The organism is Bradyrhizobium sp. Kon10, assembly GCF_055807395.1.
The window spans coordinates 631,785-644,838 of the sequence record NZ_JBVVOZ010000001.1 but is presented as its reverse complement, the minus strand read 5'-3'; the positions used below and the strand labels follow the sequence as shown (position 1 = coordinate 644,838).

Below are 13,054 nucleotides of genomic sequence, written 5' to 3'. Positions count from 1 at the left end.
CGCAAGCGCGCGATGGCGCGGAAAGTCAGCCAGGCGCTCGGCGGCTCGCTGCGCGGCAAGACCATCGCGGTGCTCGGCCTCACCTTCAAGCCCGACACCGACGACATGCGCGATGCGCCGTCGATTCCGCTGGTCACCGGCCTTCTCGATATGGGCGCCAACGTCAAGGCCTTCGATCCCGTCGGGATGGAGCAGGCCAAGGGTGAGCTGCCCAACATCATCTATTGCGAGGACGCCTATTCCTGCGCGCAAGGTGCCGACGCTATCGTTATCGTCACGGAATGGGTGCAGTTCCGCGCGCTCGATCTCGACCGGCTCAAGGCGACCATGGCGCAGCCCGTCATCGTCGACTTGCGCAACATCTACCGCCCCGAGGAGATGGCTGAGGCCGGATTCAGCTATCATAGTATCGGTCGACTTTTCGCTCGCCCGAGTTAGAAAGCCCGTCCACTCAATTGCGAGATGCGGCCCGACCGAAGGTGGTCAGGGACGGGCGTTCCGAGAATATGCTGCTGGACGACGACATTCACCTTTTGGCTTATCGCCGGCGAGTGGGTATGGCCGATTGCGACGAATTAGCGCCAGTTCTGGCGCACTCGGAGTCCGCCGTTAACGCCCGTAGACGGCGGGGCAGCGCCTTGCGTTTGCATTTTGGTAGCAAGTTTAGGTTGAGACATTGTTGACTCTCGCCGTTAACTGCGGAAACATCGCGACATTTCGAACAAGGCTTTGGAGAAAGCAATATGGCCTCATTTCATCTTGATTCGTCCGTGAGCCAGTCAGCTACGCGAGCCGTTCCCAAGTCCGCTGTTCTAACCTGCACGGCTACCAGTGCTCCAGACGTATATGCCCACGCGATTTGGGTCGTCGTCGGGGACATCAGACAGTTCACGCTGCACGCAGGCGACAGCATGGTGGTCCCTGATGCTGCGACCCTGACAGTTTGGATATTTCGAAAGAATCCCGGGAAGAGCATTTGGACCGCCGATTTCGATCTCACCTAGTGACCGCCGCCGTTTTGTTTTGACCAGACGATCAGGCGTGCTCGCTCCACCATTCCGGCCAACGCAACTTCTTCGCCAGCCGTGTGGCGGCGACGATGATGCGCGTCGCTCCGGCGTAAGCGTTAAGGCGCGCACGCGGAGTTGCTAGAAGCGTCGAGTTTCGCGGACGATTTCCGTTGGGGTGCATTGACGGACGCGATTACGGTCGGCTTTTCTGGTCGGACAGAGCGTCTCGGGCGCGGCTTACGTTGTCAGCGAGAAGCTGTGGAATTTCGAAATGCGCAAGGTCAGGCATTCAATGCTTGCTGCGTTTCCGGAATGCCCAAGCCTGAGGCGAATGAAGCGTCTTGCCGGGCTTACGAACGGAACGCCGAAGGGCGATAAGCAGCACGGCTGGGCGGTATGTTGCTCGCCTTGGCTTGGGACGGGTGAGACATAGTTTGGCGGGCAACAAGCCGCACAGCTTGATGCCGTCAATCGCCGATCCGCATGAGCAGCGGGGTCGCATCCGGAAGCCGCCCGGCCTTCTAGATTAGCTATCGCCTCCAACAGCCGTGCTGCCGTTCCCGTGGCCGAAAAAACCGCAGTTTGCTTATCCGTTAGGCAATGCAAGCCTGCAAATCAATCAGTCAGATCATTGATTTCAATATGCATTACTGCACACTTGATTGCATATCTCGCCATTTTCTTTCGCGGCCCTGAAGCCAACACTTCGCGTGGTTCAGGCGGAGAGCGCGCAGCCAGCCGCGGAGACCGTGAGGATGTTGATGCGACAGATCACCGAGGCGATCTCGAATGCAAAGGCGAAGCGCGCCGTCGAGCTTGCAATCGGGCCGCTGCTGCTGTTCGCATTGTGGTGGGTTGCCTTCAAGGGGCAACTGGTCAACAAGGATCTGCTGCCCTCGCCCATCGACACGCTTCGCGATACTGCGTTGAGCATCGCTGCCGGGAAGATGACCGGCGATTTCGTCCATACAATGGTGCGAGTCGCTTACTCGATTCTGATCGCGATTCTAGCCGGCGTTCCCGTCGGGATCGTGCTCGGCGCCAAGACGGCGATCTATCGCTCGGTCGAATTCCTGGTGGACTTCTTCCGCTCCACTCCAGCAACCGCGCTCTTTCCGCTCTTCCTGCTGCTGTTCGGCCTTGGCGATTTCGCCAAAATTGCGGTTGCCGCTTTCGCTGCCTGGCTCGTCATCGTCTTCAACGTCGCCTATGGCGTGATGAATGCCCGCCAGACCCGCATTCTCGCAGCGCGTTCGATGGGGGCATCGTCGCTCCGCATCTTCAAGGATGTAATCTTCTACGAGACGCTGCCGCAGACCTTTGTCGGCCTGCGCACCGCGGTGTCACTCGCGCTTGTCGTCATTATTGTTGCCGAGATGTTCATCGGGGCGACTGATGGGATCGGCCATCGCATCATCGACGCGCAGATTTCGTACTCCCTTACCGACATGTACGGCTCGATCCTGATCGCCGGGGCGATGGGATACGGGCTCAACCTGATGCTCCTTATGATCGAACGATCTCTCATTCACTGGTCCGGAAAATAGCGCGGACAGCCAAACCAAGAGGCCATCATGCAGATCAAAATATTCCTCGGGGTAGTCGCAACTTCTGGGTTGCTGCTCGGCGCGACCGGCGCAAATGCGACTTGCGACAAGATGGACAAGGTAACGGCGGTCTGGCTGCCGATCATGCAGACCACGGCTTATTATGTCGCGCTCGAGGAGAAGCTGTTCGAAAGGGCCTGCATCGAGATCGTTTCCACCAAAATGGAAGCGCCGAACCAGATCATAGATGCCCTCATCGCGGAGCGCGCCGATTTCGGTCCTCCCGGCGCGGCAGCCGGCATCGCAATGATCGCGGAGGCCAAATTTCCCGGCAAGCTGAAGGTGTTCGGGTTACAGGGAGGGGGCATCGCGGTCGATCGTATCAATGATGGTCTCATCGTGAAGCCGGACAGCCCGATCAAGAGCTTTGCCGACCTGAAGGGCAAGTCGCTCGGTCACGTCCCGGGTATTCAGTGGCGCACCATCTCCCGCCACATGGTCCGAGCGGCGGGCCTCGATCCCGATACCGATGTCAAGCTGGTGGATCTCGCGGTCGGCATGCAGGTGCCTGCCGTTGTCGGGGGGACGGTCGACGCCACGCTATCGCTCGAGCCGGTCGGCTCGATCGCCGTCGCCTCGGGCAAGGCCATGCGCGCCATGACCAACCCGGTCGCGCACGTGATTGCCGATCCCTTTTATTCCGGGGCTTCGCTGATGACTACGAAGTTCCTCAAAGAGCGGCCTGAGGTTGCGCGCAAGATCGTCGCTGTCATCGACGAGGCAACAGATCTCGTGAACGCCAATTTCACGAAGTACAAGCCGATCCTCACCAAATACACGCCCATCAAAGAAGATCAGCTCGGGTTCCTGGCGCAGCCCTATCTGCGCGGCTTCAAGGACCTCAACGAGACCGACATGACGTCGTACCAGGCGCTGGTCGACGTCTTCATCAAGGAAGGCGTGGTGGCGGGTCCCATCAACGTGAAGGACAAGGTCCTCGCCAAGTCCGATCTCGCAAACTGAGTGGACATTTCGATGGGGAAGGTAACCGCGATCCGCAACACACGCGCGCCAGCCGCCGAGAACCGGGCGCCTGTACCGCCGCCCAAGCTACGGCAGGCGTATGTCACGGTGCGGGGGCTCAGCAAGAAATTCCAGGGGACCACGATCTATGACGACTTCTCGATCGACCTGCCCATGGGAAAGTTCATCTCGGTGTTCGGCCCGAACGGTTGTGGGAAGAGCACTTTCATCAACATGATCTCCGGCCTGATGGCGATGGATGCGGGTGAGGTGCTCTATGATGGCCAGACTATCCGCGACACCAAGATCTCTTACGTGTTTCAGAACTACCGGGAAGCCCTATTTCCCTGGATGCGTGCGATCGACAACATCCACTATCCCCTGAAGGTACTCGGTGTGGACCGCAAGGAGCGCGGGCGGCGCGTCGAAAAGCTACTCGCGGATTTCGACGTGCCGTTCGACCTCAACGCCTATCCCTACACTCTGTCCGGCGGGCAGCAGCAGACGGTCTCGATCCTGCGGGCGCTGGTGACCGAACCCGAGGTGCTGTTTCTCGACGAACCCTTCTCCGCGCTGGACTACGAAATGACGCTGTTCATGCGCGAACGGCTGCAGCACATCTTCATGAAGCTGAAGACGACCATGCTGCTGGTCTCGCACGACCTCGAGGAGGCGATCCAACTCGCCGACCAGGTGGTGCTGCTAACGCGGCGGCCGACGCGGGTGGCGGAAATCGTCCCGGTCGATTTGCCCTGGCCGCGCGACCTCGACGTCACGACCGGCGAGGGGTTCATCGGCCTGAAACGCCATTGCCTCGACCGCTTCTGGCGCGAGGTCAAACGAGACTGATTCCGATCAATTATCGAAAGATGGAGACCGATATGACGAAGCGCCGTTTTCGCGCTGCCGCCGTTCAGACGCTCGCCCGTTTGGGAGATTTCGACCACAACATTATGCTGGCCACCCAGTTCGTCGAGGACGCGGTGAGGCAGGGGGCTGAGCTGGTGGTGTTCCCCGAATGCATGGATACTGGCTATCTCTTCGACTCCGCCGAGCATTGCCGAGAACTCGCCGAGACCATGCAGGACGGTCCGTTCGTGACGGCCTTGTCGGCGCTGGCCAAAAAGCATGGCATCTACATCGCCAGCGGCGTCACCGAATGGGATCCGGACAAGGAGAAGATCTTCAACACCGGCATCATGTTTGGGCGCAAGGGCGAGACCGTCTGCCATTACCACAAGCAGTTCCTCGCCACGCACGATCAGAACTGGTTTGCATTCGGCGAGCGCGGCTGTCCGGTGGTGGATACCGACCTCGGAAGGATCGGCCTTTTGATTTGCTTCGATGGGCGCATTCCCGAAATTTTCCGCGCGATGGCGATGCAGGGTGCCGAAGTGATCGTCGACATGGCGAACTTCTTCGCCATGGATCAGGCCGACATGTGGGGACCAGCCCGCAGTTATGAGAATGGCGTCTGGCTCGTTGCAGCCACCAAGGCGGGCTACGAGCGGTCGATCTACTATCCGGGCGGCAGCATGATCGTCGATCCCAAAGGACGCGTGCTGTCGAAGGTGCCCTACGATACCCATGGTATGGCTATTGCCGACATCGACCTCGACGCCGCGCACGACAAGTCGATTTATGCGGCGAATGACAAGATCGCAGACCGCCGCCCCGAGACCTACGGCCTGATGGCCTTGCCATATGAGAAGACGCCGGTCTACCGCATCGCTGAGCAGCCGCTGATCCCGGCAAAGTCCGTGACGAAAGTCGCAGCCGTGCAGATGCACGTGACCAAAGACTGCCTAGCTGATGAAGTGTTCGAGATGGTCGATCACGCGGCCAAGCTCGGCATCAAGGTGCTGGTGCTGCCGGAGTATGCATTCTGCCCGTCCGCTATTCCAAACACGCGCGAGGCCGCGGCGCTCGCTGATCACGCCCCCGAGCTGCTGACGAAGGTCGCGGCGATCGCGGCGCGCTACCAGTGCCTTATCGCGCTTCCTACCGTGGAACGTGCCGCGGCTGGACTGTACGTGACAACGTTCCTGATCGGGCCTGACGGCAAGGAGGTCGGAAAATATCGCAAGACCCATTTGACCGCCGAGGAGCGGAAATGGGCGAGGGCGGGCGACGACTATCCCGTCTTCGACACCCCATTCGGCCGGATCGGAGTCATGTCCGGTTACGACGCCGTGTTCCCGGAAACCTCGCGCTGCCTCGGCATTGCGGCGGCTGACATCATCCTGTGGCCGGCCTCGCTCCGCGAGCCGTTTGAGCGGGAGCTGCTCGCCGTTCCCCGGGCCGAGGACAATCGCGTCGCCGTGGTGCTGGCAAACAGGGTGGATTCGCCCTATCCGGGCGGCAGCCTGGTGATCCCCCCAACCGGGTTTCCGCTCTGGGACATTAACGTCGTGGCCCCGCGCGTCCTCAAGCTGGGCGCGGTGATGCCCAAGCACATCGATCTGGCGGTCTGCCGGCAAAAGCTGATGATCCCCAAGGTCGACATGTTTGCCAACCGGCTGGTCGAGACCTATGCCCCGATCATCGCCGCCTGAACATTGCCGTGCGAGCCGATATGCCCGAAACTAGCGTGCGTTAGATGCCGAAGCTCGCGAACGGGCATATCAGGACGGCCGAGGTGGCAAAGGCTGCGAAAACGCTGCGCTACAATTGGGACGACGTCATCTTCTTCCTGGAGGTTGCGCGCACCCGCAATCTCGTTCGCGCCGGCCAGAAATTGAAGGTCGATCACACCACCGTCAGCCGGCGCGTGAGGGAGCTGGAGCGCAGCCTCAACACCACGCTGTTCAAGCGCAGCAAGGCCGGCTTCGCCCTGACGGAGGCGGGCCTGCGGTTGCTCCAGTATGCCGAAGGCATGGAGAACAATGCCAATGCCATCATCGAGACCGTGGTCGGTTCCGAGAAGGCGGACGCCGCCGGCGCGGTCCGGATCGCCGCCATGGAAGGCATCGGAAGCATGTACCTGACGTCCTGCATGGCGGCCTTCAGCAAGGCCTGGCCATCGATCCAGGTCGAGCTGATCACCGACACTCGTCTGCTCGACATGACGCGGCGGGAGGCTGATATCTTCGTCAGCTTCTTCAAGCCGAAAGGAAGGCGGCTCTCGGTCAAGAAGATCGGCGAGTTCAGGATATTTCTCTACGCATCCAGCGCCTATCTGCAAGGCCAGCGGGTGCCGAGCGACCTCAAGGACCTCGACAATCACGACTTCATCGATTTCATCGATGAGCACATCCACATCAAGGAGAACCGCTGGCTGTCCGACATCCTGCGACCCGTCCATGTGGTGTTTCGCAGTACCAGCCTGGTGTCGCAGTACATGGCCGCATCGAACGGGCTCGGCATTGCCATGCTGCCGTCCTACGTGGCGGCCCAGAACTTGGACCTGCGCCCGATCCTACCCAGCTTTTTTTCCGTCCGCGATATCTGGCTATCCGTCCACGAGGACCTGCTGCACATCGCCCGCATCAAGGCGGCGATGGGCTTCCTGGAGAAGCGCGTCGCGGCCGATGCCGACTACCTGATGTCGGCCATGCATTCCGCTAAACGTTGAGACTGCGCCGAGCGATACAAGGCTGGTCCCCTGCCAACCAAGCCGAGCGCGCTGAGCCAGAATTCAGATGTCCTGGCCCGAAGTGCCCCCTAGGGAATGCAGCGTACTCAGCCCAAAAGATTGCTGCACTTTAGAACCGCGCAGATTGTCATACCCCACAATGCCAAGCTGATCTGGAGTGCCTCGACCATGCTTCCGCCCCTTGTCCCCGCCCGGACAACAACGATGAAGCTGATTCGGCAGTTTTGCTACATTTTCCGATTGTGCAATGCGCAACGATTGCAAGCTCAAAGAATGCAGCCCGGTCCTGCGATAATGAAACATGGCGGATATCTGGACGCCCATCTTCCGCTCTCCTCGCTAACGGCCAACGCCTTAAGGTTGATCGGTGAGGTTAACGGCACTCGCCGTTTGTCGGCCGGTCCAGCGATCGATATTCCTTGCCATTCAAGGCAGGTCGAAATGCTTGATCGCACCGCGCAGTCTGTAGAGTTACTTCGCCGTCGCGGGCGCATCTCCGATTGTCTGTTGGCAGTGGCGTTTTTCGGCCTGATCGGAGCGGCAATGATGGCCTGGATCGCAACCATCGGCTGGGCTACTTGGCGCGTAATTGCGTGGATATTTTTCTCATTGTGATAGCGACGCTATGGACGAGTTCGAAGGCCTTTCAGACCATTTCATTCTGCGGATATATGAGTTCATCCGTAACGAAATGCTAGCCGACACCGCGGCCGGGACTCGTTTCATTGGTCTCGGGGCGAGGAAGCGTGCAGACCGACTGCTCGCAGAGATCGATCGCCGAGGTCTTTTTTGTCGGCCGATCGATTGGCCCGACAATGCTGCAAGTGGCGATGAGCCATCCCAAGCGTCCGCTGCACCGCTGAGGACGAGCTGAGGCTCCCCGTTGCCGTCGCGACGGACGCCTCCTGCTAGGCTGAGGCGCACGTTCCTTTGCCTTGACTTCCGCCGCCTGTCTGGTGCCTATTTTGGCCTGAACGACTACTCCGCGCGGTTGTAAATTGTGTCCGGGTAAGGAGCTGAACCTGTGTCGGGCCGGAATCACAACTTTTGAGAGAGGCGGCTGGCGTCACAGGCGTACGCCAGGCTGCCGAGTTGCCGGGCTGATCTGCGTTTTCCAACGATTTCAGCTTCCGGCCTTGAACCTGTCCGAAGCGCGCGAGTAGCTGTCCGAGTTGCGGCAAATGGCGGCGATATTCGGGCCGGCAGGTCGCCTGGTAAATCCCATCGACCGGAGGCGGTAGGTCGGGCCTCGCCACGCGCCGGGCGAAAGTCCGCGCAAGGGCTCGCAACCGAACGGAAGTATGTCTCGATTTTACGGGCCGACCTTCATCGATCTTCGGATCTGGTGACAGCGCTCGAAGAGTCTGTAGCGCGGCTGGCCCCGGCACTAGAGCAAATGCGGTCGGCGGTGCACCAGTATGGGGGCATCATCCATCGTGAAATGGGCGACGGGGTGTTCGCGGTCAAGGAACTTTTAGCGCGCGGCAAACTTCTTTTAGCGAGCGGCAAACTTTAAGCGAGCGGCAGAAGGAACTTTAGCCCTGGGCACCGGCGCCGGCGCTCGCCCAAAGCACAGATCAAAGCGACATGACTGAAAGTAGCAAGGCAACGAAGCAACGCATTGCCGGGGCGAAAGAAGGCCTACTGATCGCCGCACCGGCGACGCCGAACATCAAAGCGGCTAGAGGAAAAGCCGAAGGAACGATGCCAAGAGTTCTCCAGGAACAACTTGACCAGGTTGAGCGCGATATCGAATCGTACTTGGAATTTGATAAGGCTGAGAAAGCTCGGTTCAATTGCGAGTCATACTTATGGACTGCAGAAGATCGCGTCGAATGGCAGGAGACACAATCTGACAACGCTCAAAGACTTCGTGAATTGCTCGAAGAACGTGACGCTTTGTGCCGGCAGCAACCCGTAAAGTGGCTGTCACGCGCAGGGGTCAAATTATTATTCTAAATACGTCCAACCTTCTTAGTCCGACAGTTGCGTGGTCGCTATTCTGTTGGGATCGGGCAATTGCGGTAGGCTATGTTTGGCCGGCATCTGCCGCAAGTTCAGGCCTTCTGGTTCTCCACCTGCGCTTCGATGAATCTGAGGATTATGCGGCGACTAGCTTCGTCTTTCACATTCTGAAGGGTCTAGCCCGGTCGCTCGCGGCTGAGGGCAATCGCGCCAGCGAAAGGAACTTCCTGCGTCTGTCGTCATTGCTGTTCAAACTCAGGGAGACCATCCATGATCGGAAAATACGCCATCATGGCACTCGCATGCATTGTTTTGTCCTCACCGGGCTTCGCGCAGGGAGGCGGCGGTGGTGCCGGTGCGGGCGGAGGAGCTGGAGGCAGCGCGGGATCGGCGGCGAGCTCTAGCGTTGGTACAGGCAGATCGTCGAATACCAGTAATTCCGGAGCCTCAGCTGCCTCAGGCATGGGAACGCGGGACACCACGATTGGCGCTAGCCACAGCAATGCCTCGCAGAACAATCCGAGTGTCCAGCCCCCGACGCCGAACGGAACGTCGCCGGCTGCTGCGCAGGCTGAGCGAAACACCGGCGTGGGTCACGCCGCCAACGGCTTACCAATCGGTAGTCCCGGCACCGGTACCAGCAACGAAGATCAGAGATAGCTTGTCCTAAGCACATAAACTCTGGCCGTTCCTGCACCTTTGGCGACTCGGGTTCTCGACCCTTTGCGCCGCCACCGCGTACGAGACAACGAACGATGCTCCCACCATTCACGGATACGCCAGGCAAAACAGAGCGTTTCATCCTGAAGCGCGAATAGATCAGACAGCCCGCGGCCGCTGTGTTAATAGCCGGGAATGAAACAAATCCTCCTCATGTCCCTGCTCTTCACGACACCGGCACTCGCGCAGACCGAACCGCCAGCTCCGAAGGCGCCATTGACCGATCGCGAACGGGTGCAGGCGGACCGCGCGCAGGCCGCCACCGAAGAGAAGAACGCCCCAACGACGCGTCCCTGGGACAGGGGTGCGGATGGCAAGCGGCCCTGGGATCGGGGAGCCCAAGCGAAGTAGTGTATTCCAGCTGAAGAGCTGAAGAGCAGCAATCTTCTGTAGGGACGAAGTTTCATTCGCTCGTAAGCTCAATCACACCGCATCGAGCTATCCAGTGCAAACTAAGGGGCTGTGGTCCCGTATTGGAAGTTCGCCGCTCAGCAACACGGCTCTACCTGACAGTCACCTCCACTATGATGATCGATGATCCGTGCTGCCTGCGGTTTTCGCCCGACACTGCAATTCGAAACCGGTCAGTTCCCGAGCTTGTGGAGGCTTGGTAGCGAAATGACGGGCCGGCGATCGTCACGATGCCGGCACTCGGCGCCGCCACCAGTTTAACTTAGTCCAAAAGCTGTGTTCTGCCGCGCAGGCCCTGCAGGCATTCGGCCCCGGATGGGATCGAAACAGTCCAATATACTGTGTCGGAAAGCAGCACGAAACGCTCCGGTCGGAACACGCATTCACCCGCAGTCGCAGCATGTGCTTGTAGCCAGCAGCTGGCGAGGAAGCATAGTGCCGTAGCGGCCGCTTTCATGTTCATGCGCCCGCTCATTTCCCGGTGGGTCCGCTCAAGTGGACCTCAACCCAATCCGCCGTCACCGGCTGCCCAGTGTTGCGGCGGTTTGTCGTTGAACGCAGCTGCCCAGCTTACGGCTTTGATGCTCACCGAGCGTACCAATATCCCCACCAACGTTGCGACACTGGTCGTGCCTCCGCCTTTAGCGCCGCGGCTTCTTCGACAGAGCGAAGATAAGGGCCATAAACCGCAGGCGGATAAACATCATCCCAAAACACGTAACCGGTCCTGACGTAGGCTGTTCGATGGTGCGACGGAGCAAGCGCGAGCTCCGCGGCCGCAACGGCGGTCGTGGTCGAGGTGAGGGCAAGGACACCAAGCACACTGAGAACAATGAATGGAGTAAGGGTGCGGACGTTCATTGGATCGATCCCTCTCAAACAATGGGCGTCAAATAATGCGACGGCTCGCACATGGTTGCAAGCGCAACGTTCTGCCGAATGGCTGCCGTAGCAGGTCGGCCGGCCGGACATGTCGCTGCAACGTCAGGGCGGAGGAGCACATGCGCCGGGCGATCGGAGCTGGTGCACGGGTTTGGCCAAATGCGAATGTACCGAAGCCTCGCCACAGAGATTGCTGGCGGAAAGGCGCGCGCCCCTGTGCATGCGACACGTCCAAACCCTGTCTTGTGGGAATCCCGGAAAATTCCCCGTTGCCTGTCGCCCGCAGGGGAGCCGGTCGGTGCACACAAAATGTCGAGCGATGAACAATATTTCGGCGCTGTGAATCATCATGTCGTCACAACTTGGCGGTGAGATCGCATTCAGAACCATTGGGGATGGCTTCGATGACTCTGACTGTTGCCTCGACCTTTCTTGCTGGCCTGTTCGTCGGGTACGCGTTGCGCGCCTGGCCTTCGCAAAGGCGCCTCGAGAAATCCTCCCGCGGCAGGTCACGCGACCCGGCGACCACCACTTTCGGGCACGCCCGGCGCGCTTTCTAAGTCTGTGTCCGGTTCCTGTGGGCGCGGCTCACACAATCACTCCGGACGTTTCATGGTTCGCAAGAGGCTCTCAGAAGATGAGCGATGTCGAGAACGATTCGCCGCGCCGGTATATGGTGGATGGCTGCGGCCGACGCGTGCTGGTTGGGCTGACGATCGAGGAGACTATTGAATTCGAGACTCTGGAGGGCTCGACGGCACGTAGCCTCTATCATGTGCAGGATACGTGGAACGAGCGGCGCGTCAGCTGTCGAAGTCAGCGTGAGGGCCGTTGGCGCGAGTTGTACGCCAAACACGAGCACGCCTGGAGCGAGTGGATGGCCCAGAACCGCGCCCGCTCCGCCGACGATTATCGTCTTCTGAACTGACGAGTTGGTCTTACCGACCGCCTATGGAATTGCTTGGTGGAAACTGCGTCGGGACGTGCGGCGCCCGCGTTGTTTTGCACTTGCGGCAAGCTCTAGAATGCGAGCACGCGGTTGCCCTGGATCGTCATCAGCGTGAGATTGCCTGTCGCATAAGCGCCCGTGTCGATATTGGCTCGATTTGCCAGCAGCTCGGCGCTCCGCACCGGCGTGTGACCGTGCACGATGTACTTGCTGAATTGCTCCTTGCTGTTCAGGAAGTCCTCCCGGATCCACAAGAGATCGGCCTCGTGTTGTTCAGACAAGGCCACGCCCGGCCTAACGCCGGCGTGAACGAAGAAAAAATCTCCGCACGTAAAGCTAAGCCGTAGGTTATCGAGAAATTCGACGTGCTCAGGCGGCATCGCACGCAACAGCGCGCGCAGCAACGAGGCTGGCCCATCCCGCTGTACCCCCGGTGCGAGTCCATAGGACATCAGCGTTTGGGCGCCGCCAACGCGAAGCCAGTCGTCGAACAGAGAGGGGTCCTCCATAACATCGACCAAAAAAGCTTCGTGGTTGCCTTTCAGGAAAACGGCGTTCCCGCGGCGGCGGCGTTCGACGAGGATGTCGAGTGTCGCGCGCGTATCGGGACCGCGATCGATATAGTCGCCCATGAACACCTCTACCGCATAGCCCGGCCGGCTATTGGCGATGTCTGCATCGATGACCCGTAGCAGTTGCTCGAGCAAGTGCGCGCAGCCGTGGATATCGGACATCGCGAAAATGCGAACCCCTTCCGGTAGCATCGGCTTGTTCTTGGGCGGACGAGATCGGAAAGGAGAAAACATGAGGAACCCAGGTCCAAAAGCAATTGACTGAGGTTTTGGTGAGGAGGAGTGGGTTCGAGACCGGTCGGGACGTTACGCTGAAAAGTTCCCAGTGCGAGGGGGCGCCCTTTATGAGAGGCGCCTCCTATTGGGTCGTCGTGAGGCGA

The 13,054-nt window shown here is 59.7% G+C and carries 11 protein-coding genes; 10 read left to right on the top strand and 1 reads right to left on the bottom strand.

Features of this window, described 5'->3' with window-relative positions:
• The 10 genes from AC0L2O_RS03070 to AC0L2O_RS03025 form a co-directional block, all read left to right on the top strand.
• The coding region (locus tag AC0L2O_RS03070) for a UDP binding domain-containing protein (protein WP_473368650.1) at nucleotides 1-438 on the top strand (438 nt) is incomplete at its 5' end.
• 1,333 nt (nucleotides 439-1,771) lie between these two features.
• A complete protein-coding gene (locus tag AC0L2O_RS03065; protein ID WP_473368649.1) occupies nucleotides 1,772-2,557 on the top strand; it encodes an ABC transporter permease in 786 nt (261 codons plus the stop codon).
• Nucleotides 2,558-2,584: 27 nt separating this feature from the next.
• Nucleotides 2,585-3,580: an ABC transporter substrate-binding protein gene (locus AC0L2O_RS03060; protein WP_473368648.1), complete on the top strand. Its 996-nt coding sequence runs from the start codon at nucleotides 2,585-2,587 to the stop codon at nucleotides 3,578-3,580.
• A 12-nt stretch (nucleotides 3,581-3,592) separates the two neighbouring features.
• Nucleotides 3,593-4,429, top strand: a complete 837-nt coding sequence (locus tag AC0L2O_RS03055) for an ABC transporter ATP-binding protein (protein ID WP_473368647.1) — start codon at nucleotides 3,593-3,595, stop codon at nucleotides 4,427-4,429.
• A gap of 32 nt (nucleotides 4,430-4,461) precedes the next feature.
• Nucleotides 4,462-6,135 carry a carbon-nitrogen hydrolase family protein gene (locus AC0L2O_RS03050; protein WP_473368646.1) on the top strand — a complete coding sequence of 558 codons (1,674 nt, stop codon included), beginning with the start codon at nucleotides 4,462-4,464 and terminating at the stop codon, nucleotides 6,133-6,135.
• A gap of 44 nt (nucleotides 6,136-6,179) precedes the next feature.
• Nucleotides 6,180-7,154, top strand: a complete 975-nt coding sequence (locus AC0L2O_RS03045) for a LysR family transcriptional regulator (protein WP_473368645.1) — start codon at nucleotides 6,180-6,182, stop codon at nucleotides 7,152-7,154.
• Between the two features lie 225 nt (nucleotides 7,155-7,379).
• Nucleotides 7,380-7,790 (top strand): hypothetical protein, encoded by a 411-nt coding sequence (locus AC0L2O_RS03040; RefSeq protein ID WP_473368644.1) that lies wholly within the window; start codon nucleotides 7,380-7,382, stop codon nucleotides 7,788-7,790.
• A 972-nt stretch (nucleotides 7,791-8,762) separates the two neighbouring features.
• Entirely contained in the window at nucleotides 8,763-9,134 is a 372-nt protein-coding gene (locus tag AC0L2O_RS03035; protein ID WP_473368643.1) for a hypothetical protein, read from the top strand.
• A gap of 861 nt (nucleotides 9,135-9,995) precedes the next feature.
• On the top strand, nucleotides 9,996-10,211 hold the full coding sequence (locus AC0L2O_RS03030; RefSeq protein WP_473368642.1) for a hypothetical protein: 216 nt from the start codon (nucleotides 9,996-9,998) through the stop codon (nucleotides 10,209-10,211).
• Between the two features lie 1,579 nt (nucleotides 10,212-11,790).
• Nucleotides 11,791-12,081 carry a hypothetical protein gene (locus AC0L2O_RS03025; RefSeq protein ID WP_473368641.1) on the top strand — a complete coding sequence of 97 codons (291 nt, stop codon included), beginning with the start codon at nucleotides 11,791-11,793 and terminating at the stop codon, nucleotides 12,079-12,081.
• A gap of 92 nt (nucleotides 12,082-12,173) precedes the next feature.
• On the opposite strand, the gene AC0L2O_RS03020 is transcribed toward AC0L2O_RS03025, so the two are convergent.
• Complete coding sequence (locus AC0L2O_RS03020) at nucleotides 12,174-12,908, bottom strand: metallophosphoesterase (protein WP_473368640.1); 735 nt, start codon at nucleotides 12,906-12,908, stop codon at nucleotides 12,174-12,176.
• Between the last annotated feature and the right edge of the window lie 146 nt (nucleotides 12,909-13,054).